Consider the following 26,751-nt stretch of genomic DNA (forward strand, 5'->3'; position numbering starts at 1 on the left):
CAGTACGACCCCCTGTAACTTCGCATGAAATCAGGTCGCGGTGAACGGACACAGCAGTTCTACACTCAAGCCCATGCTGCACTTTGGATGGTTTGTTGGCCACGGTTTCGGTGTCCAGGGTTGGGGGACTCCTGGTTACGGCCTGGGCTACGACTGGAAGAAGCCCGCCCTGTACCAGGAAGCCGTCCGGGCGTTTGAGCAATCCGGGCTGGACCTGTTCATCATTGAAGATTCCCTCACCGTTCCGGACACCTATGGCGGCACTGCTGAGGTGTCCTTGGCTCACGCGTCTTTCGCCCCCAAGCACGATCCATTGGCGTTGGTCCCGTACCTTCTTTCCGCCACCGAGCACCTGGGGATTGTCCCCACCGTCAGTGCGTCCTTCTACCCGCCCTTCACTGCCGCCCGGCTCCTGGCCACACTGCAGCACTTCTCCGAAGGACAGCTTGGCTGGAACGTTGTCACCTCCGGCAGCGACCTCGCCGCGCAGAACTACGGGCTGGACCAGCAGATTGAGCACGACCTCCGCTACGAGAAGGCGGAGGAATTCGTGGACGTCGTCAGACGGCTTTGGCGCAGTTGGGAACCGGGCGCCGTGCTGGAGGACGTTGAGACGGGGGTGTTCGCGGACCACGGCAAAGTGCACCCCATCAACCACCAAGGTGAGTTCTTCAAGGTCAGGGGCCCGTTGAACACGGCCCCTTTGCCTGAAGAACCTGTGCTGGTTCAGGCCGGCGCTTCCCCGCGGGGCAAGGCGTTTGCCGGCGGGCATGCCGACGTAGCCATTGCCTTGGCCCGGGGCGTGGACGGAATGAAGGCATACCGGGATTCCATCCGTGCGGAAGCTGCGAAGGCCGGCCGCAATCCCGACGACGTCAAGGTACTTTTCGTCCTGAAGCCTACGGTTGTTGGTTCCCAGGCTGAGGCCGAGGAGTTACGTGCGCAGCGGCGGGAGCTCACCCAGCGCGACATCGACAGCCAGTTGAACTCCATCTCCTACCTCTCCGTGATCGACTTCAAGCAATTCGACCTCGACGCTCCGCTGCCCGAGTTGAGCACCAACAGCAACCAAGGCACGCTGGAGCATTTCGCGAAAGCAGCGCCTCCGGGTTCCACACTGCGTCAGATCCTTCAGGCACGCAGCGGCGGTGCGGGTGACTCGATCATCGGCACGGCCGGCGAAATTGCCGACTACCTGGAGTCCACCGGATCTGAGGTGGGTGGCGACGGCTTCCTCTTCTCCGGTTTCGTGGACCCCGTGACCGTGCACAGTGTGTTGGACAAGCTCACGCCCGAACTCCGGCGCCGAGGCCTGTTGAGGAAGAGTTACGGCAACGGCGGGTTCAGGCAGAACCTCTTGGACTTCTGATGGCATCCGAAAAACCGCGGACACTGGTGATTGGGGTGGCTCCCGTGCGCGCTACGGACGTGGCCCTGGTGGCCGAGGATCCCGCGGTTCACGTGGAACTCAACCAAGATGCGTTGTCTTTGCTCCTGCGCTCAAGAGAAATTGTGGAACAGACAGCGGCCGCAGGGCAGCGCGTGTATGGACTCAACACCTTGCTGGGATCCGGCCGCGATACCGCTGTGGAGGAGGACTCGCTCCTTGCCTATCAGGTCCAGGTTGTCAGGTATCACAACAGCGGAGTGGGCTCGTATCTGGACAGGGGCGCCGCCCGCGCCGTGATCCTTACCCGGCTGATCGGATTCAGCCGCGGCGGTTCCGGAGTGCGCCCCGAGACCGCCATGTTCTATGCCCACTTGCTCAACCGCAGCGTCTTTCCCGCCATCCCGCGCGAAGGATCCGTAGGCTCTTCGGACCTCACCCAACTCGCCGCCGTCGCCGCCGTTGCCATAGGGGAAGGTGAAGCGTTCAGCGCGGACGGCACCCTGATCTCCGGTGCCAAAGCGCTCGCCGACGCCGGTCTACAGCCCCTCGTTCCCGCGCCTGGTGAGGCCCTCGCCCTGGTCAGCGCCAACGCCTACTCGGTGGGCGCCGGATCGCTCGCATTGCTGCGGCTGCAGCACCTGGCCCAGCTGGCCGACGTCGCACTTGCCCTCTCGCTGGAGACGATCGCCAGGTACGACGGCGGCGGGAACCTCAGCCCGTTTTCGCCGGCAATCCAGGCGGCCAAGGCGGTGGACGGGCAGCGGGACTCGGCAGCTGCAGTGCGCGAGCTGCTGAGCGGCGGATGGCTGGAGGATGTTCGCCCCGAAGTGTCGGTTCAGGACGCCCTGTCTTTCCGGGCCGCACCGCAAACTCACGGAGCCTTTCGAGCACTGGTAACGCAGCTCGGTGCTGCTTTGGAAGTGGAACTGAACGGCCGCGGCGACAATCCGTTGGTTGATGTTGGCTCCGGGCACATGGTGTCCGGCGGGAACTTCCAACCAATGCAACTGGCCCTCGCATTTGAGAGCCTGCGGCTCGCCCTGGCGCATGTGGGGATTTCCAGCGAACGTCGCATCGCCAAGCTGTATCCTCCGCAACGTTCCATCCGTGCCCGTCACCTGCAGTCGGCGTCCTCCGGGGAGGGCCTGGCCCAGGAAGAACTTCCCGGGCTCCTCTGGTACTCGGCCGCCGGACTGTTGGCTGAGCTCAAGTTCCTCGCCGCCCCCGCAACGCTGGGTGCCCCCACACTCTCTGCCGACGTCGAGGATCATTCAACCCTGGCCCCGCTGGCCTTGCAGCAGCTTGAGAAGTCGCTGGAGGCTGCGGAGAAGCTCCTGGTGATTGAAGCATTGACGGCGTCGTACCTGCTTCTTGAGGCGGGTGCCGCGCAGCCGCTGGGGAAGGGGACCGGCTTTGTGGTGGGCCGGCTCGCGGACGTGCTTGCCCAACGGCCATCAGCGCCGGACTTGGTGGAACGGGCGCGGGCGGTCTTACGCAGTGCGGTTGCCGGGGAATTCCCGGAGACAGGGGAGAAGACGTGGTGAGTACAGTGAGCCGAAAACATGGAGTGCACGCGGCCCTTCCCTTCGCCGACGGACTGGATGCCTCGGTCCTGGACAAGGTGGGCAACACGCCTCTGGTGAAGTTGGAGGCGCTGGGCAGCGGCCTGGGCAGCACCATCCACATCAAGCTCGAGTCCGAAAACCCGGGCGGCTCCATCAAGGACCGCACCGCGCTGAGCATGGTCCGGGCTGCGGAGAGGTCCGGGGAGCTGAAACCCGGGGCCACCATTGTGGAGAGCACGTCCGGCAATACCGGGATTGGGCTGGCCCTCATCGGTCACCTGACCGGGCACCCGGTAGTTGTGGTCACCGGCGACACAATCTCCGAGGAGAAGCTCGCCGCGCTGCACAGCTATGGCGCCCGCGTGATCTTGACGGATTGGAACGCACCGGCCGAATCGCCGGAGAACGCACGTGCTGTGGCTGCACGGATTACCGCGGAGACACCCGGTGCCTGGCGGCCGATGCAGTTCGACAACCCGGCAAACCCTCTTGCGCACTATGAAACCACCGGCCCCGAGATCTGGGAACAGACCGGCGGCTTGGTGACTCACTTCGTTGCGGGCATCGGAACCGGCGGGACCATCAGCGGGAACGGCAGGTACTTGAAGGAGCGGGTGGCTGCTTCACGCCCCGGTGGGCATCTGGAAGTGGTTGGCGCCGACCCCTACGGCTCGGCCTACAGCGGCGGCCATCCCGGTGAGATCCTGGTGGACGGTGTGGGAAACTCCTGGCCCGAGCCCGAATGGCCCAAAGCCTTCGACCGCTCCATCGTGGACCGTTTCCTGCGGATTCCCAACGACGAGGTCTACACCACCGTCCACCAGCTCCTGGATGAAGAAGGACTCGCGCTCGGTCCTTCCTCCGGGCTCGCCGTGGCGGCGGCCGTTCGCGTGGCCCGCGCTGCGCCCCACGGTTCCGTGGTGGTGGCCATAGCGCCCGACGCCGGTACGAACTATATGAGCAAGGCCTTCAATCCGGTGTGGCTGGCGGAGCACGGCATAAGGCTCGCCGCAGACGCACCTGCCGCGCGCGACTAGAACCCTCTATCACGTCCCGCGTGCTTGGGGTGAACCCTCTATCACGTCCCGCGTGCTTGGGGCGAACCCTCTATCACGTCCCGCGGGTTTGCACGAGGGCTGCTAGCATCTGAAGCTCCGGCTCGGCACCTGGCGGCCGTGAAATTGGGGGTTTTTCTTGTTTTCGCTTATTGGGATTCTCTACACGCTGCTGATGGTGGCCGTTGGGGCTTTGGCGATTTACGCTTTGGTGCTCGCAATCATCTTCTTACGCCTGCGCATTCAGGAGCTGAAGCGAGGACAGGAACCCCCGTTGCGCTAGGCTCCAAGCATGCCTGAACAGGAAACAAAACCCCGTCTGGCCGGCTATCTGGATAAGCAGCAGCCGGATCTATATGCAACATTGAGCCACTACTCGCAGCAACTGGTGGACGAAGCTGACCGGCTTGGCATCCCGCGCCGCACCCTTGAACTCATCAACTACTTGTGTTCGCAGATCAACGGCTGCGCCTTCTGCCTGGACCTCCATCACCGTCGTGCCCTGAAATACGGGGAAACCGAACAACGGCTGTCCCTTGTTACCGTTTACAAGGAAGTGCAGTTGTTTGAACCCGGCGAAGTGGTGGCCATGGAAATTGCCGAACAGATCACCCGCATGAGCTCATCGAGGCCCAGCCCGGAGCTCTTCGAACAGGCCCGTCAGCACTACAGCGATGAGCAAATCAGCGTGCTTTGCATGGCTGCCATTGGTATCAACGCTTTTAACCGTCTGTCCATCCTGAGCGAGCACCCGGTCCGCGCGGCCAAAAAGTAAGCTCCGGGTTCAGACCCAAGCCCGGGCACGCGCGGCGAGTGCCGTCGTCGTGACTTCCGCGGAACCATTGGCCGCGTACGGCCACCACCTACTTTGGCCTCGGACCGGCCCCGACACACCTCGAAACAGTGTTGCGGAGCCCTGGAATCCAAAGTGGGTGGTGAAGGCCCGGCCGGCGGAGGGTCCTGACCCTGTTTGAGACGAGATCAGCCCCTGGGCAACCGGGAAAGGTTGCCCAGGGGCTGAACTGTATCCAAAGAAGGTCAAGAGCCCACAGGGCCGAAGACCTTAAGCGTCCACTGCCTTCTTGAGCGAACGGCGTCGTCCGTACTTGAAGTAGAAGATGGCGTAGCAGGCGCCCACGAACGGGACACCAAAGAAGAGTGCTGCCACCTGGTTGGGGTCGAACGCGATGCCGATCAGCGACACCAAACAGAGCGCGAACGCGAGGATTGGAACCAGCGGGAACAGTGGCGCTTTGTAAGGCAGCGTCGAAAGGTCGCCACCGTTCTTGATGAAGGTCCGCCGGTAGATGAAGTGTGAAGCCACAATGGACATCCACACACCAACGGTGGCGAAACCGGCCACGGAGACCAGCACGAGGTAAACAGTTTCCGGGGCAACCACGCTGCTGATCAGTGAGGCCAGGCCACCCAGCATGCTGACGCAGAGGGCAATCATGGGGATGCCCCGCTTGGTCAACTTCCGGAAAGCCTTGGGCGCGTGGCCTTCGTCGGCCAGCGAGAAGAGCATGCGTGCGCAGGAGAAGAGCCCGCAATTGCCGGCGGACAGCAGTGCTGTGATGATCACAAAGTTCATGATGTCCGCGGCGTACGGGATGCCCAGCATGGAAAAGACGGTGACGAACGGGCTCTCGTCCACGCTGACTTGTTCGTACGGGATGGTGGCCGCAATGACCACGATCGCCCCAACAAAGAAGATCATGAGCCTAATGACCGTGGTGCGCATTGCTTTGGGGATGTTGGCGCCCGGGTTCGCGGTCTCACCGGCTGCTACACCGATCAACTCGGAACCCGAGAAGGCATAAAACACCGCAAGGCAAGTGACGAAGACGCCGGTGAATCCGTTGGGAAACAACCCATCCGGGGTGCTGAAGTTCTCGCCAAAGGAGGGGAACTCACCCGGGGCCATGGGGTGGAATCCTGCCAGCGCGGCACCGCCCAAAATGATCAAGCCGACGACGGCGGCCACCTTGATGAGCGCGAACCAGAACTCCGATTCACCAAAGACGCGCGATGAAATGGCGTTCAAGGTGAACAGGACGGTGGCGAAGACGAAACACCAGATCCAGACGTCAACGCCCGGAAACCATCGCTGCATGAGCAGGCCCGCGGCGGTGAACTCGGAACCTAGAGCCACGGCCCAGCAGAGCCAGTAAAGCCAGGCGGTGGCAAAGCCGGTAGCCGGGCCGATGGTGCGGGCGGCGTAAATGTGAAAAGCACCCGAGACGGGGAACGCAACAGCGAGCTCCCCGAGGCATGCCATCACCAGGTAGACCACCACGGCGCCAATGAGGAAGGCAAGGACCGCGCCCAGGGGGCCGGCGGTGGAGATGGTGTATCCGGAACTAACGAACAGGCCTGAGCCGATGACTCCGCCCATGGCGATCATGACCAGGTGCCGGGCCTCCATGGACCGGCGAAGTCCTGTCTGCGAGGAGTCAGTCTGAGACTGCGCCTCGGTTGCCGATGCTTCGGCTTCTGTGGGGGAGCTGAGTCCCATATTCCCTCCGGGAAGTTAGCCAGCAAAGTCTGAAGTAGTACCAGCCGGACGTGATCCAACTAACACGATTACAAGATTCATCACATGACGAATGACCATTTCAAGGAGCCTAAGAAACGCGATTGAACGCGATGATCACTTGTGGTCGAGAGCAAGAAGTTCTAATCAGTGAGTCATTCGAGCGATTACTCTACTTGCCGCCTGCTAGGTTCCTAGCGGAGCAATGCGAGCGGAAACTCTGGAGCCCCTGATTTACTCGATGCCCGCAAAGAGAGCATTGAGCTCGGCGGTCAGCTGCTTCCGAACAGCCGGTGTACCGATTTCCTTGCCGTTGATGTGATTCACGGGTGCGATCAACCGAATGCTCGAGATGAGCCATACGGCGTCGGCGTCGAACAGGTCCTGCGGGACGAGCGGACCATAGCCGAGCTCCCAACCCGCGGCCTTCGCCGCTGCGAACAGTGCCCCCTGCGAGGTTCCGGGCAGAATTCCGCTGTCATGCTGCGGCGTGATGAGGCGACGGACAGTCTTGAGGGAACCTTCGCCGTCGTCCACCGTTTCAAGGTGCGCCAGCAACACAGTGGAGGTGGGGCCTTCCAGTACGCGGCCGTCCGTGGACGTGAAGATAGCATCATCTGCGCCTTGCTTATGCGCGAAACGCAGGGCAGCCATGTTGACCGCGTAGGACAGCGTCTTGGCGCCCAGCAACAGCCACGGTGCCCGCTCGCCGGCTTCGGTATCAAAGCCGCGGTCCAAAAGTACGACGTCGATTCCCGTCTCGCGCTGCCGGCGACTGCCCGCGGGTGAAGGGGAAGCCTGCACCCAGCATGTTGGGCTGGCTGCGCCTTCGACACCGCGGGTCACTATGAGCTTAACGACCACCTCGTCCTCCTCCGGCGTGGGGGCAGGATGGACATCCCGGAACTCGTTGATGGCGGTATCAATCGCCTTGCGCCAGGCGTCCTGCTCCGGAAGCACCAGGTCCAAAGCTGCCGCGGAACTGCTCAACCGGTTCAGGTGCGCCTGCACCTTGCGGGGCCGTCCTTGAACAGCGAGGAGTGATTCGAACACGCCATCGCCACGGGTGGCGCCAAGGTCCGTAGCCATGAGTTGGGGAAGGCTGGAATCGGCAACGCGTCCATTTTCGAAGGCTGGGTCCAGGAAAACAAGGACCGTGGGAGCAGGAGAAGTCATGGTGCCAGCTTAGTGCGGGGCCGTGATGTATGACTTTGCCGGATAGGCTGTGGTCCATGTTGTTCTTGGACCGTGGGGGTTTGTAGGGTGCTCTTTCCTTTTCCGTTTGGCCAGGAGTGGACCTGGTTACTAGGCGCGTGGGCCATTGCGGAAGTGATCATGCGCATAGTGCTGTTGGGCATCATTCCCGGTAACAGGCGTCCCACCACCGCCATGGCCTGGCTTTTGGCTGTGTTCCTCATCCCTTCCGTAGGGTTCGTTCTCTTCCTTCTTTTCGGCAATTTCAAACTGTCCAAGCGCAGGCGTGAGCAGCAGGAGGAAGTAAATCGGCGAGTCCGTGCCGTGACATCCGATCTTGCAGATCCGGTAAGCGTGTACTCGGGTCCGGAGTGGGTGAAATCAGCGGGTGAGCTGAATCATCGCCTTGGATCGCTGCCCATGGTTGACGGCAACAAGGTTGAACTCTTCCCCGGGTACCAGGAATCCATCAAAGCCATGGCCGAAGCGGTCAAAGATGCCAAGACCTACATCAACGCCGAGTTCTACATCATGAGCAGCGACTCCGTAACTGATGAGCTCCTCACAGAGCTGGAGAAGGCCGCTGAACGGGGTGTCACCGTCCGGCTGCTCTTCGACCACATTGGAACGCTGCGGGTCAAGGGATATCGTCGCCTGATCCGGAGGCTCAAGGCAGGCAAGATCCAATGGAAGCGCATGCTTCCGCTACTGCCTATCCATGGACAATGGAGGCGTCCGGACCTCAGGAACCACCGCAAGATCATGGTGATCGATGGACTGGTTGCTTTCACCGGCTCCCAGAACCTGATTGAACCCTCCTACAACAATCCCAAACACCACAAGGTGGGCCGGAAGTGGGTTGAGCTCATGTCCCGTCTTGAAGGTCCCATTGTGGCCACCCTCAACGTAGTCTTCGCTACGGACTGGCTCAGCGAAACCGACGAGTCGCTTGAGGACCAGCTTCGCCTGCCCTCCCAGCCGTCTCCCGGGCAGGTCACGGCCCAAGTAGTGCCGAGTGGTCCGGGATTCGCCACGGAGAACAACCTTCGCCTGTTCAATACCCTGATCTACTCAGCGCAGCACCGGATCTCCATCTGCAGCCCGTATTTCGTTCCGGACGACTCCCTCCTCTACGCCATTACCACCGCCGCGCAGCGAGGTGTGGATGTGGAGCTCTTCGTCTCCGAAAAGGGTGATCAATTCCTGGTGCACCACGCCCAGCGCTCCTACTACGAGGCGTTGCTGAATGCCGGCGTACGGATCTACCTGTACCGGGCACCATATGTCCTCCACGCCAAGCACTTCACTATTGACGACGAAGTGGCCGTCCTTGGTTCCAGCAACATGGACATGCGCTCCTTCTCACTGAACATGGAAGTCTCGGTGATGCTCCTGGGCGCCGAAACCGTAAACCTCATGCGCGCCGTGGAGTCCACGTACCGCGAGGTGTCCCGTGAGCTTATGCTGGACGACTGGATGGATAGACCCCCGCTGGCCAAGTATGTGGATAACGTGGCCAGATTGACCGCCACACTCCAGTAGCCCTCAACAGTGGACTACGCCGCGACAGCGGACCAGGGCCAAAACAGCGTACTCAGCCCGGGAAGTCGGCACCCAGCGTGGACAGCACCCCGAAAGCCTTGGTCCGGATTTCCTGGTACTCGTCATCTGCCACGGAATCCGCAGTAATGGCCCCACCCACCCCCAGGGACAAGATCCGCCCGCCAGCGCCGTCAGGATTCACCACCAGCGTGCGGATCACCACTGCAAGGTCCGTGGCGGCATTCATTGAGAAGTATCCGATAGCGCCGGAGTAGATTCCCCGCGGCCCGGATTCGAGTTGGTCCAGAATGTCCATGGTGCTGATTTTCGGCGCGCCTGTCATGGACCCTGCCGGGAAGGCTGCTGCCAGGGCTTCGGCCCGCGGGGCGCCCGGACGAAGGTGGGCATCTATGGTGCTCACCATTTGGTGGACTGTGGCGTAACTTTCGATTGCACAAAGCCTGCTGACCGTCACGGACCCCGGTATGGCGAAATGGCTGAGGTCGTTGCGGAGCAGGTCCACGATCATGATGTTCTCTGCGCGGTCCTTTAGTGAGGTCTCAAGCTCGTGCCGCAACGCAGCATCCTCGGAAGCATCAGAAGACCGGCCACGGGTGCCCTTGATCGGCTCGGCGCGCATGCCGCCGTCGGACATGATGCGGAGGAACCGTTCAGGTGACGTACTGGCCACCACCAGTTCGCCGAACCGGAGGTAACTGGCAAAAGGTGCAGGGTTGCGGCGACGCAGCGAGAGGTAGCTTGCCCAGGGGTCCAGATTTCCGGCAGGGGCTTCCAACGTGGTGGTCAGGCAGATCTCGTAGGAGTTACCTTCGCTGATTTGGTGCTGGGAGTCCGCAATTTTGCGCTTGTAATCGGTGGCGGAGTCCCGGCTGGTAAATTCGGGAACCGCCCCCACTGAGACAGGCGCGGCGGCAGGCGCGGAGGCAGCTTCGACGGCGGTGCGGGCCTCGCGGAACCATTCCCCGGCGTCGGGCGCAGCCAAGGCGAGCAGCCAGACGGCTTGTTCGCGATGGTCCAGCACCACGGCCCGGCCGGCGAACAGCAGGGCAGCATCCGGGGTGTCGGATGGGACATCGTTGCCGCCGGTTTCGCGCTTGAGTTCGTAGCCAAGGTATCCGAGCCAGCCGAGGGTGAACTGGCCATCGTAACCGCGGGGTGCGCGAACGGCCCTGCGGCCCCAAACTGAATCGAGCCAGCGGAAGAAGGGCCCGGAGGTGCTGACGGAGGCGGAACCGGCTGTTACTTGGGTAGTCCCGGACCGGTGCAGGGCGGACTGTCCGAACGTGCCGCCGTCGTCAGCCAGGATGCTGAAGCGGCTGCGGGCGGCGGCTTGGGAGCGGCCGGCCACTGCGGAGGCGTTGGAAGAATCCAGCCACACCGCGTTTGCCGATTTCCCGTAGAGGGAATCGAACAGCAGCTCAGCGTCCGGCGTCGCCTCCAAGCGCTCGGAACGCAGTTGCAATCCACGCCGCGCACTGAGTTCCGGCGACAGGATCGAAGCAATTGAGGGCAGGTACATAAGGGCCTGCAGGACGTCGTCGGGCGCATTGCCGTCGGCCTGGTTTTGCACCCGGACATCGGCGGCGGCCACCACCTGATCGGTTGAAAGCCACTGATCTTCCTGGGCGGCCCAGCTGTCCCAGTACGGCTCGTAGGTGCTTCCGTCACGTGTTAAGGCTCGACGACGGCGATCGTCGCCGGGGGATTCCACCCACACCACGGCGTCCAGCATGGGGCGGGCTGCGTCCGCTGCCGCTCCTACCCCTTCAACAATGACGATCTCGGCGGGCAGCGTAACGTTCAGGCCGCCGTCGTAATGCTTGTCCCAATCCCAGCTTGTCCACTCTGCCGCCATGCCTTCGCTGAGCGGCTTCAGGACTGTACCAACGTAGCGCTCAATACCGGGCATGAGCCCGTTCCAGCCGGGGTAGATGTCCTCCAGGTGGAACAGCGAAACCTTGTGGTGTTGCCGCAGCCGGGCCGCCAGTTCAACGGCCAGCGTGGTTTTTCCTGCGCCGGACCTGCCGTCAACAGCGATGATCACGGGTGCAGGGGTCATGTCATAGAGGTTACCTGCTGGGGCTCGTTGGCTTTTGCGTCCTGTGACGCGGCAATGGCGGCCTTGACGTGCTGCACGATCCCGGGGATGGCGGCTTTGATGAGCGTCCACGTGTTGTCGAAGTCCGTGTGGCCGCCGTACCAGGGGTCTTCGATGCCGAGGTCCAGGGAGCTGCGGCCCGCCATGTGGGGATCGAAGCTGCGGAGCATCCGGACTTTTTCGAGGGAGGCGTGATCCGGGGCGCCTTCTTGGAGCCAGCCGAAATGGTCAACGTCAAGAGCGAGTATCAGGTCCCGTTCGGCGTACCATTCACGCCGCCACTCGCGGGCAACGTGGTCCTCGGAAGCGAGGTGCTGGGCCGTCAGAACGCGTGCGGCACGGGGGTCGATCGGGTGTCCTACCTCGTACCCTGTTGTGCCTGCGGAGTCCACTACTGCGAGCTCGCCGAGCCCTTCCGCTGAGAAGGCTTCGGTCAGCATGAGCGCTGCCATGGGGGAGCGGCAGATGTTTCCGGTGCAGACCGTGATGATGCGGTATGGGCTCGTCGTTGAGTACATGCAGCAAGCATGGTTCATGCCGCCCCCTCTTGGCTAGGGGCAACTTCACAACCGAGTCACTTTTCCTGTCAAAACTGTCACGGTGCGTGGCGCAGGGTCCTCGTTAGGCTCGGCTGTGGGCAGGTTCCTGCGCCTCGGCGGCCAGCGCTGCGGCCGCCAGGTAGACGGTACGCACGACGGCGGCGCGTCGCCTTTCTGCCCGGCCGGGGTCATTGCCGGCCATGAGTCCGTCCAGTGCCGGGAGCACCGGAGCGGCATCGCACAAGCTCACGATGGTGATGAGGAGATCTCCGGCGTCTTCGCGTGAAACCCCGGGCAGGGCTGCGATGGTGCTGTTGACCTTGGATGCGCAGTTGGCCATCCGCTTGGGAAGCCCCACCACTTCGGTGCCCCGTTCCAGTCCTTCCCAGAAAAGGAGGCGTGGTGCCGTGGCGTCCTTCTGGTGGTGGTCGAAGAGCCTGCCGGCGTAGTCTGCCATGGCTTCGGGGCCGTTGCCTTCGATGGGAACTTCATCCATGAGGGAGCTCAGGGCGGTGACGATCACGGTGTCGAAGAGCGCATTCTTGTTGCCGAAGTACTGGTAGATCCGCTCCTTGTTGACCCCTGCCTCGGCGGCGATGCGATCAATGCGGGCACCGGCCAATCCGCGAGTGCAAAACTCGCTGGTAGCCGCCTCGAGCAGCAGCGCCTTGGTTCGCTCTGTGTCCCATGCCATAGGAGTCATATTACCATTTTCCAACTGGATGGTTGTAATTGTTGGCGAGTGGGGTTAGTGTGATCTCAAGCCAAAAGCAACCGTTTAGTTGGAGAATGCCATGACTGCACAAACCGCCTCCGAAATCGCCGTTGAGCCTACTGCTGAGCCCACAACAGTGCCGCGCCTGCAAGGGCCCTCCGTTCACATGAGGGCCCTCATCACTTGGCTGGCCATTTTCCCGCTGGTGTCCGTAGGCATGCTGCTCCTCGGTCCCGTCATGGAGCCGCTACACCCCGTCCTGAGGGCGCTCGTTCTGACAGCCTTCGTTGTTCCCACGGCCGTCTATCTGGTGGTTCCCCGCCTCATGGCCGGCCACGGCGCCCTGACCCGCAAGGCCGTGGAGCGCGCAGCACAACGCGCAGCCCGCAAGTCCGCCTGACCCAAGCGCTTAACCCAACTAGGGGACAGCACCTGTTCCACTGAGCCCTCAGTAGAGCAGGTGCTGTCCCCTAGTTGGGTCCGAACCGGGTTGGGTGGCGACGGCGGGACTAAGCGCCCCGCAGCTGCTCGACGTCGGCGATGGTTGGGTACGCGGCCTGCGTCCCCTTCTTCGTGGCAGCCAAGGCCGCGGCAACGGACGCGAAGGATGCGGCGGCAGCGAGTGATTCACCCGCAGCCAAGCGCGCAGCCACAGCACCTGTGAAGGCGTCGCCGGCTCCCGTGGTGTCAACTGCGGACACACGCGTGGGGGCAATACGGGTGATCTGGTCTTCGATGCCGCGCGCCAACGAATCCAGGACCACGGATCCCTGGGCGCCGAGGGTCACCAGAATCCGCTGCAGACCCCTCTCCGCGAACTGGCTCCGAACCGGCTCCCAAGCCTCCGCGCCAGCGTCAGCGTCAGGAATCTCCGCTTCGGCACCAAGGAACAGGGACGCCTCATGCGCGTTCACCAGAAGAACGTCGCCCAGCCCGGCCAACCGCTCCGGCACCTCCGCATAAGGCGAGACGTTGAGCAGAACTGTTGCGCCGGCGTCGTGCCCTGCTTGGGCGGCGGCAATCACAGTATCGATCCCCACCTCCAGGCAGAGACACACCACCGCAGCGTTCTGGAACGCGTCCGGGGTGACGTCCGCGGGCCTGAGCGTCCCATTGGCGCCGGCGGAAATGATGATGCTGTTCTCACCACTGGAGTCCACGGAAATGACAGCGACACCGGTGGCCACGTCGCAACGGAGGACACGCGAAACGTCTACTCCCGCGTTGGCCGTCGAATCCAGGAGCATGGTGCCGTTGGGATCATCCCCCACAGCGCCGATCAGGGTGACTTGACCGCCGAGCTTGCTGGCAGCCACCGCCTGGTTGGCGCTCTTGCCGCCGGGATTCACCGCAAAACCGTTGCCGTGGACCGTCTCGCCGGGTTGAGGGAGGCGATCGCAGTAGATGGTGAGGTCCGCGTTAAGGGAGCCGACGACGACGATTCCCGCCTTGGGTGCGCTGGTCATGCCGTCACCTTTTCGTCTTCGGACACTTCGGCGTCCACAGGCTTGGGAATCAGGAGCGAAGCGGCAAAGGCAGCAAAGGTAATGGCGAGGCCCACCACCACAACGGTCAAGTAAGAAGCCTTGGCGTCATTGAGCGAAGCCGTGGCCACAAGGACGGCCGGAAGGACCAGGAAGCTCAGTCCGGCGCCAAGGTTGAAGGCGCCGGCATTCATGCCCGGAAGGAATCCCGGGTTGCCCTGCGGCGAAAGAACCACGCCCAGTCCGTTCAGCATGATGTTGACCGTACCGGCGTACATGATGCCCAGCAAGGCCGTGCCCACAATCATCATGGGCAGGTTGTTCAGGCCGAAGAATGCGATGATCGCCAACGCCACCAAGCTGCCGATCAGGCCGATGCGAAGGACCTTGGTGTAGCCAAGAACAGGCGCCACACGGCCGCTGATGGGGCCGAACAACCAACCAAGCAGGGCGTACGGGGTCAGGATGATCAGCGACATCTCGGTAGGACCGACGCCGAAGCCAGGATCAGCTGCCTGCACGTATGCGGGAACAATGCCGTTGATGACCGCGAAAATACCCGTCATGGTCAGAGTGGTGGTCAGCAGCGGAGCCCAGGTGGAGCGCTGGCGCAGGTGCACGGTCTCCACCATGGGCTGCTTGGCGCGCTTCTCAACAGTCCAGAACGCAAAGAACGCGACGACGGCAATCACCGTGAGCACGAGCGCGAGGGTCAGGGTTCCGGCGTCGAAGGCCGTGGCCAGTTTGGCGCCCTCGTTCAGGGCGGTCAGCAGGGCGCCCACTGCGATGACAATGAAGAACACGCCCAGCCAGTCCATGGTGGTGCCGGCGGCGGGCTTGCTTTCTCCGGCCAGGACGGCGACCAACACGGTAGCTACCAAGGCCAGGGCCACCATGAGCCAGAAGATGCTGCGGAAGCCGAAGTTTTCAGCGAAGTAGCCGCCCACGAAGGAGTCGACGCCGGCCACGCCGCCGTTGACTGCCGTGATCAGGCCCATGAGGGTTCCGTACTTGCGCGGGTTGGTAACCGCGGACCGCAGCATGATCAGGCAGAGCGGAACCGTGGGACCGCTGACGCCCTGGATGATGCGGCCTACGAAGAGCCACGTGACGTCCGGTGCCATGGCTGCGATGACAGAGCCAACGGCCATCAGGATCATCATGCCGACGAGGATCTTCTTGCGGCCCACAATGTCGCTCAGCCGCGGGAGGAACAGGGAGAAGAGGGCTGCGGCGGTGAAGAACCACGTCTGGGACAGGCCGATGGTGGCTTGGTCCGTGTTGAGCTCGTTGCCCATGGTGACCAGTGCCGGGCTGAGCATGGAGGCGTTGAGCTGGAAAGCTAGGCAGGCCGCCAACAGCGCGACCATGAGGGCTGTGACGTTGCCGCGGGTGGACTTTGATTCAGTTGCGGGGGAGGACATTACTTTGCCTCTCCTGCCAGGATTGCCTCGGCTGTGGCAGTGACGTTCGCTGTGGCAGTGACTTCGGCCTCGGCGCCAGCGGTGGCGTCAGCGCCGGCGTCGTGCGTTGGTTCGCCGATCCGTTCGATTGCGTCGGTGACCAAATCCCAGAACTTCTTGTGGTCCAGGTCCACGGCCACGGAGGTGTGGCAGTCATCCGGCGCAGGGGCACGGAAGTCGGCTACGGTCATGCCGAGTGTGAGTTTGCCCTGCAGCTCGATGTCCACGGGGACCTTGCGGGTGGTCATGACGGTGGGGTCGATCACATAGGCCACTGCGCACGGATCGTGCACCGGCGGGAAGTCGAAGCCTTGGGCGTCCTTGTAGGTCTTCTGGAAAAAGTCCATGAGCTCCATGACGAACTTGGCGGGCTTGGTGCCGATTTTCGCGATGCGGTCCACCACCTCGTCCGTGGCCAGAGCCTGGTGCGTGAGATCCAGGCCCACCATCACCACGGGCCAGGTTTCATTGAACACGATGTGCGCGGCTTCGGGGTCAATGATGATGTTGAACTCCGCCACAGCGCTCCAGTTGCCCACGTGGTAGCCGCCGCCCATGAGGACGACTTCCTTGACACGCTCAACGATTCGCGGCTCTTTGCGGGCAGCCATGGCGATGTTGGTGAGGCCCGCGGTGGGGACCAGTGTGACCGTGCCCGGCTCATGTGCCATGACCGTTTCAATGATGAGGTCGACGGCGTGGCGCGGGTCCAGCTCGATAGTGGACTCGGGCTGCTCCGGGCCGTCCATGCCGGAGTCTCCGTGGATGCTGGGTGCCGTTTCGATGGTGCGGACCAAGGGGCGGTCGCAGCCGGCGGCGAAGGGGACGCCAGTGATGCCGGCGATGGTTGCGACTGAAAGGGCGTTGCGGGTGACCTTTTCCAGGGTCTGGTTTCCCACCACCGTTGTTACCGCAAGCAGCTCGATGTCCGGGTTGCCGTGTGCCAGCAGTAATGCCACGGCGTCGTCATGGCCAGGGTCGCAGTCAAGAATGATCTTCTTGCGTGCCGGTGTCATGGTGTTGGGGTCCACGTTTCTCTCCACGTCATTGGGGCCTGCCTGGTAGTTGCCCGGGGCAGGGCGCTAAGCATTCAGAGGAATTCTGGCACTGCTGTGTGGTCTACGTCAAACGCTTAACGTTGGTCTGAATGCTGGAACGTCAAGCGCTTGATGCCTTCTCGCAGGTCAAGACCGTTTGAGACCGTTACGATCGATGCATGGAATCCCTGGACCAACGCCATGGCCGCGCGCCCCGTTCGCCCCGTGTGACGGCCGCGATGGTGGCCGCCCGGGCAGGCGTTTCCACGGCCACTGTGTCCCTTGTGGCAAACGGCAAAACCCAAGGACGGGTGTCCGAGGACAACATTTCCCGGGTCCGCTCCGCCATAGCTGAGCTCGGCTATGTGGTGGACAGCATCGGCAGTTCCTTGGCTCGCGGAGTCAGCTCAATCGTCATTCTGGTAACTCCGGACGTGTCCAACCCGTTCTTTGCCAACGTCATTGCAGGGGTTCGGGAGTCGCTCGGGTCCCAGTACCAGCTGCTGCTTTCCGTGACCGACGCCGGCGAATCACCACAGGCTGATGACGTCCGCAAGTTGCTGGCCCTCCGGCCCGCAGGCTTGCTGGTGGGCGCTCCCAGTGCCGAATTCCTGGAAGACCTCTCCGCTGCAGGACCACTGGTGCTGTTGGATGCGCCGGGACTGGAATCCTATGCGCCGTCCGTCAACCTCGATGTTGCCCAAGGTGCCCGGGAGCTTGCCCGTCACTTGGCGTCTTCCGGGCACACCCGCGCCGCCTACGTGGACGGCGTGACGGGCACAACAACCTTCCAGCTGCGCCGGGAAGCTTTCTTGGCAGAGGCTGCAGCGTGCGGACTTTCAGTGGATGACGGGCACGTCATCAGCACCCCCATCGACGTCGGTGCTGCCGCTGCCGCCTTCGCCGAAGCGTGGCCGCAGTGGCAGCGCCAGGGTGTTACCGCCGTCGTCTGCGGTACCGATACGCATGCCTATGGCGTGCTGCAGGAAGCCCGCGTTGAAGGCGTACGGATCCCTGAGGAGCTGGCTGTGGCAGGGTTCGATGACCTGCCCTATTCGGCCACCAGCAACCCCGGCCTCACCAGCGTCCACCTGCCTGCAACGCCTTTGGGACGTAAAGCGGGGGAGCAACTGCGGGGGCTCATGGAGGGCCTGCCGCTGGTCGAGCCGCATGTGACCCTGGAGAGCTCGCTGGTGGTGCGGGGATCTACGTCTAGTGGATGACGGCGAGCAATATACCCACCAGCACGAACAAGCAGCCGAAGACCCGGTTGAGGACCTGCTGACCGCGCTCATCATGGGTGAATCTCTGGAAGGAACGCGCGGCGAACGCGAAGAAGAACCACATCACCAGGATGTCGATAATGATGACCGTGGTAGTCAGCACCGCGTATTGCTGAAGGAGCGGCTGATCGGGCCGGATGAACTGGGGCATGAAAGCAAGGAAGAAGACAATTGCTTTCGGGTTCAGCAGGTTCACCCAGATTCCGCGTTGGAACATGGACAGTGCGGACTCGTTCTTCTTGTCCGCAACTTCTTCCTCGTCCAGGTCCGGCTTGCGCAGGAACTGCCTGATCCCGAGGTACACCAGATACGCGGCACCGGCATAACGGATGACATTGAAGATCACCGGAGAGCTGGAAACGAGCACTCCGACGCCCAAAGCGACAATGACGATGTGGATGACCAGAGCCACCTGCTGGCCGAGAATGCCCCAGATTGAGCGTCGGAAGCCGGAATTGAGCGAGTTGCTCATGGTAAAAATGGCGCCGGCGCCTGGAGTGAAACTGATCAGGGTGCCGGCTCCAACAAGGGCCAGCCAAAGTGAAAACTGCACATCTCAGCTTATGCCCGCGAGGCGGGTGCTCCGGACGCGTTGCTTCCCCACCCACTTTGGCGGCTGATCTGCCGGAATGCACCCGGAATGGGTTGATTTCTGCACCCGAACAAGCCAAAGAAGGTGGTGAAGGTACAACCACAGTAGCGGCTTAGGGCAAACTGGTGCCGTGAGCGGAATCCCTTGGGTACTCCACGTTGACCTGGACCAGTTCATTGCTGCTGTCGAGGTCCTCCGTCGGCCTGAGCTGGCCGGCAAGCCGATCATTGTGGGTGGCAGGGGAGACCCCACGGAACGCGCCGTGGTTTCCACCGCATCCTATGAAGCGAGGGCTTTCGGCGTCGGGTCCGGCATGCCTTTGAGGATAGCTGCCCGCAAAGTGCCGGACGCCATCATTTTGCCCGTCGATCAGGAGGCTTACCTGGCGGCATCGGAGGTGGTCATGTCTACCCTGCGGGCACAGCCGGGCGCCACGGTTCAGGTGCTCGGCTGGGATGAGGCTTTTGTGGGCATCGAAACGGAGGACCCGGAAGCGTACGCCCGGCAGGTCCAGGCCGCGGTCCTCGAGCAAACCCGGCTGCACTGCAGCGTGGGGATCGGAGACACCTTGGTTCGGGCAAAGAATGCCACGGATTTCGGCAAGCCGGCGGGCATCTTTCGGCTGACCAAGGAAAATTGGCTGGACGTCATGGGTGATAAGCCCACTAAGGATTTGTGGGGCGTTGGAAGCAAGGTGTCGCAGCGGCTCGCGAAGCACCACATCACCACAGTGGCCGAGCTGGCCGCATGCAATCCCCAGGATCTCGTCCCGGAGTTCGGCCCGAAGATGGGCCCTTGGTACGCCCAGTTGGGACGCGGGGAAGGCGCCAGCGAGGTTGACGACACTCCGTGGGTTGCCCGCGCTCATGGCCGCGAGACCACGTATCAGGAGAATCTCACCGAGCCCTCCCAGATCCAGGATGCCGTCAAGGAACTGACGGCTCGCGTCCTGGAGGATGTGGCAGCGGAGGGTCGGCCAGTGATTGGCCTGACCCTGAAAGTCCGGTATGCGCCGTTTTTCACCAAGACCTACGCGAGGAAGATTCCCCGGACTTTCGACCGGGATGAGGTCCTCGCGCAGGCCTTGGAACTCACTGGAAAAATGGAGCCGGAGCGCCCCATCCGGCTTCTCGGATTGCGTGCAGAAATGTCCATGCCCGAGGAAGCCCGCAAGGGACATACGCCCACGCGCAGCGGCTGGTAACGGCGTCGAACACTAGCGCCGTCGGACTTTAGCGCCGTCGAACACCAACGCCCGACGGCGGCCCGGCGGCTACCAGCGCGGGTGGATCGCTTCGCGGAAGTAGCGGTCGTAGATATCCCGCACCCCCTCAGCCAAGCCTTCTCCCACGGATTGAAGTCCACCGGCCTCGGCATTTGCTGCTGCCTGCGAGGCGGATCGTGCACCGGGAATGACCGATGTGACACCGTCCTGGGCAATCACCCAGGCGAGGGCCGCTTGGGCGGTGCTGACGCCGTCGGGTACTAATCCGCTGAACTCCTGCGCGGCCTTCACCCCGGTTGCGAAGTCGACTCCGGAGAACGTCTCGCCCACGTCGAAGGCAGAACCGTCCCGGTTGTAGTTCCGGTGGTCGTCCTCCGGGAATTCGGTGTCCGGGGTGTACTTGCCGGACAGCAAACCGGATGCCAGTGGAACCCGGGCAATGATGCCAACGCCCGCTTCCCTGGCTGCCGGCAGCACCTCATCCAGGGGCTTCAACCGGAACGCGTTGAGGATGATCTGGACAGTGGCGGTGTTCCCGCGCCTGATGGCTTCAAGGGCCTCGTCCGTCCGCTCGACGCTGACGCCGTAATTGCGGATGGCGCCCTCGCTGACCAGCGTGTCCAGGGCGTCGTAGACTTCGTCGCTGCTGTAAACGGACGTGGGTGGGCAGTGCAACTGGACGAGGTCCAGGGTGTCCTGCTGGAGGTTGCGCCGGGAGCGGTCCGTCCATGCCCGGAAGTTCTCCAGGGTGTAGTTTTGGTGGACTTGATCCACTCGGCGGCCCATCTTGGTGGCCACCGTGAGGTTCAGCTCCGGGTGGGCGCGCAGGAAGCGGCCAATGAACTGCTCACTCCGGCCGTCACCGTAGACGTCTGCGGAGTCGAAGAAGTTGACGCCGCCTTCCACCGAGGCTTCAAGGACGGCGACGGCGTCCTCTTCCGTGACGGAACCCCAGTCGGCTCCGAGTTGCCACGTGCCAAGTCCTATGGTGGAGACGGACCGGCCGGTCTTGCCAAGTATGCGTTGTTCCATGGATTCGACTATATGGGGTTATTGCTCGTCCATCCGCGCTACTTTTCCCATTAAGTACTTTCGTTCCGGCAGGCTGCCGGTCTTCTTGGCGGCGGAAAGGTAGGCTGCGCGGGCTTCAGCGTAGGAGCCGGACATTTCCAGCAAATGACCCCGCACGGCGTCCAAACGGTGTGTGCGGCCAAGCGCCGCGTCGAGCCCGGCCAGCAGCTCAAGACTAGCGGCTGGCCCATGCACCATGGCCACGGCAACCGCTCGGTTCAGGGTTACCACGGGGCTGGGGGCTACGGCTTCAAGGACCGTGTACAGGGCCAAAATCTGCGGCCAATCAGTCTGGTCGTCGGAGGCAGCCTCTGCGTGAACGGCAGCGATGGCCGCCTGAAGTTGATACGGACCAGCGGCCCCTCGCCCCAGCACAGAGGACAACAATGAGACGCCCTCCTCTATCTGCTCCCGATTCCACAATCCTCGGTCCTGCTCCGCCAAGGGCACGGGTGTCCCGTCCGGCAAAGCACGCGCCGCCCGGCGGGAATCGGTCAGCAGCATCAACGCCAGCAGGCCCGTGGCCTCAAGCTCACGCGGCGCCGCGGCCACCAGCAGGCGCGTTACGCGGATGGCCTCAGTGGTGAGCTCCTCGCGTTGCAAAGAAGGACCAGAGCTAGCAGCGTAGCCTTCGTTGAAAATCAGGTACAGGACGTGAAGTACGACGCCGAGCCTCGCCTTGCGCTCCGACGGCGGCGGCAAGGTGAAGGTGGCGCCGGCTTTCTGGATCCCTTGTTTCGCGCGGCTGATGCGTTGTCCCATGGTCGCTTCGGGGACCATGAAAGCGGAGGCGATTTCCGCCGTCGTGAGTCCTCCAACTGCCCGGAGCGTGAGGGCGAGCTGCGACGGAGCGGACAGCGCCGGATGGCAGCAGAGGAACATCAAGGTGAGGGTGTCGTCGTCTTCCGGGGCGGAGTTGTACTGGAAATCGAAGTCCATGGCAGCAACGCGTTCCTCGCGTGCCCGCCTGGCGCTTTCACTCCTGTAATAATCCACCAGCCGGCGGGAAGCCACGGCCATCAGCCAGGCTCGAGGGTTCTCCGGCAACGCGGTTGGCCACCGCTGGGAGGCCTCGAGGAGCGCCTCCTGGACGGCATCCTCGCACGCGTCGAATTGGCCGTGGGTCCTCGCCAGCACGCCGAGGACCTGCGGCGCCAACGTGCGCAGCAGGTCCTCCATTGGTGCAGGCGGGTAGTCCAGTTAGACCTCCGGGGGCGCTTCCTGGACGGCCCGAAGTTCCACTGTCTGGGCATACTTCACAATGCTGGAGCAGATCTCCACCGCACGTTCCTCGCTGGCAACATCAACCACCCAGTAGCCCACCAGCGACTCCTTCGACTCGGCATATGGCCCGTCCGTGGTGATGACGCCGTCCGGGGTCTGCTTGACCAGTTTCGCAGTGCTGCCATCGGCCAGGCCGGCGTTGAACACCATCTCCCCGGACTCGGTGAGGTCCTTGTCGATCTGGATCATGAACCCGATCATTTCCTGGATCCATGCGGGGTCTGCGGTTTCCATCATGCCCTCGGCCGATCCGAACATCATGATCATGTATTTCATTTCAAACTCCTTGTGAGGAGCGCCCTTGGTGGGTGCTTTCACTCATAGGTCGGAACTGCGGTGGGCATTTCTACATGGCCGGGCAAACTTTATTGAAAAAGCTCAGGCGTCTTTTTCGAAAGATTCAGGCCCGGGCGATCACCTCTCCGTTGGGGATGAGGAAGAAGCCGTCATCAGTGGCTCCCCAGCGATGCCAACCTGCTGCGATCCGGGCGAGGTCCGCTTCATTGGCAAAGCCATATTCAAGGGCTTGCTCGGCGAAGGCTGAGTGCAGCACCCGTTCGCTCCAAACGCGGGATTGCCATGCTCGTTGCTGGGCGGTGGCGTAGAGCCAGTTGCTGCTGGTGGGAGCCACCTGGGTGAAACCGGCTTCTTGGGCCCAGGAAACCAAGCGTCGGCCGGCGTCGGGTTCTGCTCCGTTGCGGCGGGCGATCTTTTGGTAGAGCTCCATCCAGTCGTCCAGCTCGGGGACTTCGGGGTACCAGCTCATGCCATGGAAATCGGCGTCGCGCACGGCAACGATTGCGCCCGGCTTTGCCACCCGCCGCATTTCCCGAAGGGCGGCAACGGGGTCGGTCAGATGCTGGAGGACCTGGTGCGCGTGAACGAGGTCGAACGACTCATCCTCGAAGTCGAGATCGTAGATATTGCCGGTCTGAAAGGTTACGTTATCCACGCCGCGCTCGGTAGCCAGTTCGGTGGCCTGCGCGACGATATCAGCGGACCGGTCCAAACCGATCACTTGCCCGGGCGCCACCAGCCCCGCGAAGTCGCACGTAATGCTGCCTGGTCCGCACCCGACGTCGAGCACTGACGTTCCAGGGGTGAGGTGTGGAATCACGAACGCGGCCGAATTTTCGACCGTCCGTGAGGCATGGGCCCGGACAACCGACTCGTGGTGCCCGTGGGTGTAGACATCTTCAGGCTGCTGCGCGTTCATAGGGAAACGCTACAACTCCGAAGGTGGAATTAGGTGGAACGCGTCCCCTCTGCTTGGGTCGCTTCCTCACGTGCGGCAAGAGTGGCCTCCACCATGTCTGTCATGAACCGGGTAACGAGCTCCAGTTCCTCCGCGCTGTACGCGGCCATCGCCTTGCCCATCCGCATGGCAAGCGGCATGAACATGGCACTTCCGTCCCGGTACGCCTTGGGGGTCATCTGCAACTGAACCTGCCGCCGGTCGGTACCAAGACGTTCGCGCACTACGTGCCCGGAGGCGTGGAGTCGATCGACCAATGCCGTGGTGGCGGGGGAACTGAGCCGGAGTTCGGCGCGGAGAACACCCGGCGTGACCACCTTGCCCGCTGCGGAATGGCGCATGATCACGGCGAGCGCGTTCAGGTCCGTGCGGTGCATGTCGTTCCGGCCGCCCGCTGCGTCCACGTAGTGGTTGGCTTCGAGTGTGAAGTCCTGGAGGAGCCGCACGAGTTCTTGGGGAGCCGCGTTTTCCGGGCGGCCTCCTGCAGGGCCAGCACCGGGCCGTGTGTCGGGGCCAGCACCAGGGCGGGCGTCTGGGCGGCCGTCGGCTGGTCGGTCCTGTACCGCGTTCGCCTCGGGGCGCGGATCTGTTGGGTTCGACATCTCCGCCCTCCTGCTGCGTTGTCGGTGATTACTGCCTTCCGGATATTACTCCCAGCAGTAGGGGATTCGGGCATTCCCGGTGAATAACCCTTGGAATAGTTCCATCATAGAGATAATCTATGATGGAATAAAGCCCCACCGCATTCGCACAGAAGAAGGACACATGAACTCGCGCAAAGTACCGTTCTGGCTGCGCTGGCTGATACCAGTGGTGCTGGTCATCACCTGGCTGGGCATCGCAGGAATCGGCGGCCCAACGTTTGGCCGGTTGGACGAGGTCTCATCCAACGATCAAGCCTCTTTCCTGCCCGCAGGTGCTGAGGCCACCGAAGCCGGGGACTGGCAGGCCAAGTTCCGCGACTCCGAAGAGATCCCTGCAATCGTCATCGTTGAGAGCGACGCTTCCTTCACCCCGGCACAGCTGGGCGAAGCAGCCCGGCTGAAAGCTGATATCGAGGCACTGAAGCTGGGGAGCGCCGTCGTCGGGCCCATCCCGTCCGAAGATGGCAAAGCCGTTCAGTTTGTTGTTCCCATGGCGTCCTCCGATGAGCTGCGCGAGAAAGTCCAGGAACTGCGCGACGTAGTGCAGCCCGGAGCTCCGGACGGCATGAAGGCGTTCGTGACTGGCCCGGCAGGCTTGACGGCCGATCTGGTCAACGCGTTCAGCGGGATCGACGGCATCCTGCTGCTGGTTGCCCTGGGTGCAGTGTTCCTGATCCTGCTGCTGGTCTACCGTTCAGTGGTCTTGCCGTTGGCAGTGCTGTTGACCTCGGTCTTCGCCTTGTGCGCGGCAATTCTGCTGGTGTTTGGAATGGCCAAAGCCGGCTGGATCCAGTTGAACGGCCAGAGCCAGGGCATCCTGTCCATCCTGGTCATTGGTGCCGCCACCGATTACGCGCTGCTGTTCGTGGCGCGGTTCCGGGAGGCACTGACGCACACCACCAACCGCACGCAGGCCGTGATCACGGCATGGAAAGCTTCCTTTGAGCCGATCCTCGCCTCCGGCGCCACAGTCATCATTGCGCTGCTCTGCCTGCTGTTCTCCGATTTGAATTCCAACAAGGCGCTGGGACCCGTGGCTGCCGCCGGCATCCTCTGCTCTTTGTTTGCTGCGCTCACCCTCTTGCCGGCACTCATGGCGTTACTGGGCCGCGCCGCGTTCTGGCCCTTCCGTCCCAAGTTGCTGCCCGACGACGAACGCGAACCTGAGATTGTCACGGGCCTTGAGGGTCAAAAGGGACTGTGGCGCGCCACGGGTCGTCTTGTCTCCAAGCGACCGCGCGTAGTGTGGGTGGCTTCGGTCCTGCTTCTTCTTGCAGCTTCCACGGGCTTGATGCAGCTGAAGGCCAACGGTGTCCCGCAGACGGACGTCATTCTTTCCGCATCCGACGCCGTGGACGGCCAGGACGCGCTGGCGCGCCACTTCGACGCCGGCAGCGGCAGCCCCGCCGTCGTGGTGGCTTCCCAAGGTTCCGCGCAGCAGGTGCTGGACAAGGTCAAGGCGGCCGACGGCGTGGGCGACGCCTACCTGCTGGCCGACGGGAATGTTCCCATCACCGGTGCTCCCGGGACTCCCGCAGATCCCGCCGTTCGCGATGGCAGAGTACTTATCAATGCCACGTTGAACTCGGCGGCGGACTCGATAGAGGCCGAAGAAGCCGTGAAGTCCTTGCGGGTGTCGGTTAAGGAAGTGGATGCCGATGCTTTGGTGGGCGGTGTGACAGCCACTGCATTGGACACCAACACCACCGCGCAACGCGACTTGGTGGTGATCATCCCGATCGTGCTGGTAGTCATCCTCTTCATCCTGATGCTCCTTCTGCGTTCGGTGGTGGCACCGGTGCTGCTGGTCCTGTCCGTGGTGCTCTCCTACGGTGCCGCCATGGGTGTCTCCGCCTGGGTCTTCAATGGAGTGTTTGGATTCTCCGGGGCCGACGCCACGGTGCCGCTGTTCGGCTTCGTATTCCTGGTGGCACTCGGCGTGGATTACAACATCTTCCTGATGAGCCGTGTCCGCGAAGAATCGTTGAAGCATGGGACGCGGCCCGGAATCCTGCGGGGATTGGCCGTGACAGGTGGTGTCATCACCTCAGCCGGTGTGGTGCTGGCCGCTACTTTCGCAGCCCTTGGCGTCATACCCATCATGTTCCTGGTGCAGCTCGCCTTCATTGTGGCGTTCGGTGTGCTGCTGGATACCGTGCTGGTCCGGTCCCTGCTGGTGCCCGCGTTGGCCTACGACATCGGCAGCAAGATCTGGTGGCCGGGCAAGCTGGCTCGCGAGACCTCGCCGGCCCCGGTTGAGCCTCGCGAGGAAGAAAAGGCACCGGCGGCTCGGTAGGCGAAGTACCGGGCCACAGGTGAGCGGCACTCAAGCAGCCGGGTGTCGCGCCATTGTCCGGCGGCGGGTCCGGTGCTCAAGCGAGCACTACGGTTCCGCCGTCCGACAATGGCGAATCCATAGCAACCGCTCCGCTATCCGGCGAGGTGCATGTCAACGTATCTCCCCGCGGGCTTCCGGGCACCTTCGCGGTTCTTGATGAGCACACCTTTGCATGGCTGGATGTCACTGGCAGCGGGAGCGAAACCATAGCCCACTTGAGGGAGAACGGCCGGATTACCGTCGTGTTCTGCGCCTTTGTCGGGCGACCGAATATTGTCCGTCTCCACGGGACGGGCCGAGTCGTAAGTCGCTATGACAGGGCCGACTACCGGATCACCAAGAACCGTACGAGCATCGACGGTCTGGCTGCCTATGACTTTGATGCTGCCGAACCTGCCGAACCGTCAGTTCAAGGGTGAA

General features: G+C 62.7%; 25 protein-coding genes. 11 read left to right on the top strand and 14 right to left on the bottom strand.

Annotated elements, in window-relative coordinates; all coding sequences use genetic code 11:
• Positions 1 to 40: 40 nt before the first annotated feature.
• The 5 genes from BACI9J_RS02070 to BACI9J_RS02090 all read left to right on the top strand — a co-directional run bounded on the left by BACI9J_RS02070 (position 41) and on the right by BACI9J_RS02090 (position 4,785).
• The gene (locus BACI9J_RS02070; RefSeq protein ID WP_159732936.1) at positions 41 to 1,369 is read left to right on the top strand and encodes an NtaA/DmoA family FMN-dependent monooxygenase; all 1,329 of its coding nucleotides are present in this window, start codon (positions 41 to 43) and stop codon (positions 1,367 to 1,369) included.
• Positions 1,369 to 2,934 carry an aromatic amino acid ammonia-lyase gene (locus tag BACI9J_RS02075; protein WP_159732938.1) on the top strand — a complete coding sequence of 522 codons (1,566 nt, stop codon included), beginning with the start codon at positions 1,369 to 1,371 and terminating at the stop codon, positions 2,932 to 2,934. Before BACI9J_RS02070 ends, BACI9J_RS02075 begins: the two co-directional genes overlap by 1 nt.
• On the top strand, positions 2,928 to 3,992 hold the full coding sequence (locus BACI9J_RS02080; RefSeq protein WP_159732940.1) for a PLP-dependent cysteine synthase family protein: 1,065 nt from the start codon (positions 2,928 to 2,930) through the stop codon (positions 3,990 to 3,992). Before BACI9J_RS02075 ends, BACI9J_RS02080 begins: the two co-directional genes overlap by 7 nt.
• Positions 3,993 to 4,149: 157 nt before the next feature.
• A complete protein-coding gene (locus BACI9J_RS02085) occupies positions 4,150 to 4,293 on the top strand; it encodes a hypothetical protein (protein WP_201296482.1) in 144 nt (47 codons plus the stop codon).
• 9 nt (positions 4,294 to 4,302) lie between these two features.
• Entirely contained in the window at positions 4,303 to 4,785 is a 483-nt protein-coding gene (locus BACI9J_RS02090; RefSeq protein WP_159732942.1) for a carboxymuconolactone decarboxylase family protein, read from the top strand.
• 288 nt (positions 4,786 to 5,073) lie between these two features.
• Here BACI9J_RS02090 and BACI9J_RS02095 read toward each other — a convergent pair whose 3' ends face one another.
• Positions 5,074 to 6,528, bottom strand: coding sequence for an amino acid permease (locus BACI9J_RS02095; RefSeq protein ID WP_159732944.1), 1,455 nt, complete (start codon positions 6,526 to 6,528; stop codon positions 5,074 to 5,076).
• Between the two features lie 252 nt (positions 6,529 to 6,780).
• A complete protein-coding gene (locus BACI9J_RS02100) occupies positions 6,781 to 7,722 on the bottom strand; it encodes an aminodeoxychorismate lyase (RefSeq protein ID WP_159732946.1) in 942 nt (313 codons plus the stop codon).
• A gap of 159 nt (positions 7,723 to 7,881) precedes the next feature.
• Here BACI9J_RS02100 and cls point away from each other — a divergent pair, with 159 nt between their 5' ends.
• Entirely contained in the window at positions 7,882 to 9,282 is a 1,401-nt protein-coding gene (gene cls, locus BACI9J_RS02105; RefSeq protein ID WP_236558306.1) for a cardiolipin synthase, read from the top strand.
• Between the two features lie 52 nt (positions 9,283 to 9,334).
• Here cls and pabB read toward each other — a convergent pair whose 3' ends face one another.
• The 3 genes from pabB to BACI9J_RS02120 form a co-directional block, all read right to left on the bottom strand.
• Positions 9,335 to 11,362, bottom strand: coding sequence for an aminodeoxychorismate synthase component I (pabB, locus tag BACI9J_RS02110; RefSeq protein WP_159732950.1), 2,028 nt, complete (start codon positions 11,360 to 11,362; stop codon positions 9,335 to 9,337).
• Entirely contained in the window at positions 11,359 to 11,919 is a 561-nt protein-coding gene (locus tag BACI9J_RS02115; protein WP_159732952.1) for a low molecular weight protein-tyrosine-phosphatase, read from the bottom strand. The genes pabB and BACI9J_RS02115 overlap by 4 nt, the downstream gene beginning before the upstream one ends.
• Positions 11,920 to 12,022: 103 nt before the next feature.
• Positions 12,023 to 12,634: a TetR/AcrR family transcriptional regulator gene (locus tag BACI9J_RS02120; protein ID WP_159736316.1), complete on the bottom strand. Its 612-nt coding sequence runs from the start codon at positions 12,632 to 12,634 to the stop codon at positions 12,023 to 12,025.
• Between the two features lie 100 nt (positions 12,635 to 12,734).
• Here BACI9J_RS02120 and BACI9J_RS02125 point away from each other — a divergent pair, with 100 nt between their 5' ends.
• On the top strand, positions 12,735 to 13,055 hold the full coding sequence (locus tag BACI9J_RS02125) for a hypothetical protein (RefSeq protein ID WP_236558307.1): 321 nt from the start codon (positions 12,735 to 12,737) through the stop codon (positions 13,053 to 13,055).
• A 109-nt stretch (positions 13,056 to 13,164) separates the two neighbouring features.
• Here the strand turns inward: BACI9J_RS02125 and BACI9J_RS02130 are convergent, their stop codons facing one another.
• From BACI9J_RS02130 to uriH, 3 genes are read right to left on the bottom strand one after another with little or no spacing between them, the layout of a single operon-like run.
• Entirely contained in the window at positions 13,165 to 14,121 is a 957-nt protein-coding gene (locus BACI9J_RS02130; protein WP_159732956.1) for a ribokinase, read from the bottom strand.
• Positions 14,118 to 15,563 carry a uridine transporter UriT gene (gene uriT, locus BACI9J_RS02135; RefSeq protein WP_159732958.1) on the bottom strand — a complete coding sequence of 482 codons (1,446 nt, stop codon included), beginning with the start codon at positions 15,561 to 15,563 and terminating at the stop codon, positions 14,118 to 14,120. The genes BACI9J_RS02130 and uriT overlap by 4 nt, the downstream gene beginning before the upstream one ends.
• A complete protein-coding gene (uriH, locus tag BACI9J_RS02140) occupies positions 15,563 to 16,618 on the bottom strand; it encodes a uridine-preferring nucleoside hydrolase UriH (protein ID WP_159736317.1) in 1,056 nt (351 codons plus the stop codon). Before uriH ends, uriT begins: the two co-directional genes overlap by 1 nt.
• Before the next feature lie 200 nt (positions 16,619 to 16,818).
• Here uriH and BACI9J_RS02145 point away from each other — a divergent pair, with 200 nt between their 5' ends.
• Positions 16,819 to 17,862: a LacI family DNA-binding transcriptional regulator gene (locus BACI9J_RS02145; RefSeq protein ID WP_159732959.1), complete on the top strand. Its 1,044-nt coding sequence runs from the start codon at positions 16,819 to 16,821 to the stop codon at positions 17,860 to 17,862.
• On the opposite strand, the gene BACI9J_RS02150 is transcribed toward BACI9J_RS02145, so the two are convergent.
• Positions 17,852 to 18,475: a LysE family transporter gene (locus BACI9J_RS02150; RefSeq protein WP_159732961.1), complete on the bottom strand. Its 624-nt coding sequence runs from the start codon at positions 18,473 to 18,475 to the stop codon at positions 17,852 to 17,854. The two genes, BACI9J_RS02145 and BACI9J_RS02150, sit on opposite strands and share 11 nt — an antisense overlap.
• Positions 18,476 to 18,644: 169 nt before the next feature.
• Here BACI9J_RS02150 and BACI9J_RS02155 point away from each other — a divergent pair, with 169 nt between their 5' ends.
• Positions 18,645 to 19,718 carry a DNA polymerase IV gene (locus tag BACI9J_RS02155; RefSeq protein ID WP_159732963.1) on the top strand — a complete coding sequence of 358 codons (1,074 nt, stop codon included), beginning with the start codon at positions 18,645 to 18,647 and terminating at the stop codon, positions 19,716 to 19,718.
• A gap of 69 nt (positions 19,719 to 19,787) precedes the next feature.
• Here the strand turns inward: BACI9J_RS02155 and BACI9J_RS02160 are convergent, their stop codons facing one another.
• The 5 genes from BACI9J_RS02160 to BACI9J_RS24235 form a co-directional block, all read right to left on the bottom strand.
• Positions 19,788 to 20,771, bottom strand: coding sequence for an aldo/keto reductase (locus BACI9J_RS02160; protein WP_159732965.1), 984 nt, complete (start codon positions 20,769 to 20,771; stop codon positions 19,788 to 19,790).
• Positions 20,772 to 20,789: 18 nt separating this feature from the next.
• On the bottom strand, positions 20,790 to 21,989 hold the full coding sequence (locus tag BACI9J_RS02165) for an RNA polymerase sigma factor (protein ID WP_159732967.1): 1,200 nt from the start codon (positions 21,987 to 21,989) through the stop codon (positions 20,790 to 20,792).
• 21 nt (positions 21,990 to 22,010) lie between these two features.
• Positions 22,011 to 22,370, bottom strand: a complete 360-nt coding sequence (locus BACI9J_RS02170; protein WP_159732969.1) for a YciI family protein — start codon at positions 22,368 to 22,370, stop codon at positions 22,011 to 22,013.
• A gap of 124 nt (positions 22,371 to 22,494) precedes the next feature.
• Positions 22,495 to 23,310 (bottom strand): methyltransferase domain-containing protein, encoded by an 816-nt coding sequence (locus tag BACI9J_RS02175; protein WP_159732971.1) that lies wholly within the window; start codon positions 23,308 to 23,310, stop codon positions 22,495 to 22,497.
• Between the two features lie 29 nt (positions 23,311 to 23,339).
• A complete protein-coding gene (locus BACI9J_RS24235; RefSeq protein WP_236558308.1) occupies positions 23,340 to 23,951 on the bottom strand; it encodes a MarR family winged helix-turn-helix transcriptional regulator in 612 nt (203 codons plus the stop codon).
• Positions 23,952 to 24,114: 163 nt separating this feature from the next.
• Here BACI9J_RS24235 and BACI9J_RS02185 point away from each other — a divergent pair, with 163 nt between their 5' ends.
• Both BACI9J_RS02185 and BACI9J_RS02190 read left to right on the top strand, forming a co-directional pair.
• Complete coding sequence (locus tag BACI9J_RS02185) at positions 24,115 to 26,289, top strand: MMPL family transporter (protein ID WP_159732973.1); 2,175 nt, start codon at positions 24,115 to 24,117, stop codon at positions 26,287 to 26,289.
• Positions 26,290 to 26,435: 146 nt separating this feature from the next.
• A complete protein-coding gene (locus tag BACI9J_RS02190; RefSeq protein ID WP_442858627.1) occupies positions 26,436 to 26,750 on the top strand; it encodes a pyridoxamine 5'-phosphate oxidase family protein in 315 nt (104 codons plus the stop codon).
• The last annotated feature ends 1 nt before the right edge of the window (position 26,751 follow it).

It is taken from the genome of Arthrobacter sp. 9V (assembly GCF_902506065.1).
In the GTDB taxonomy this organism is placed as follows: Bacteria; Actinomycetota; Actinomycetes; order Actinomycetales; family Micrococcaceae; genus Arthrobacter.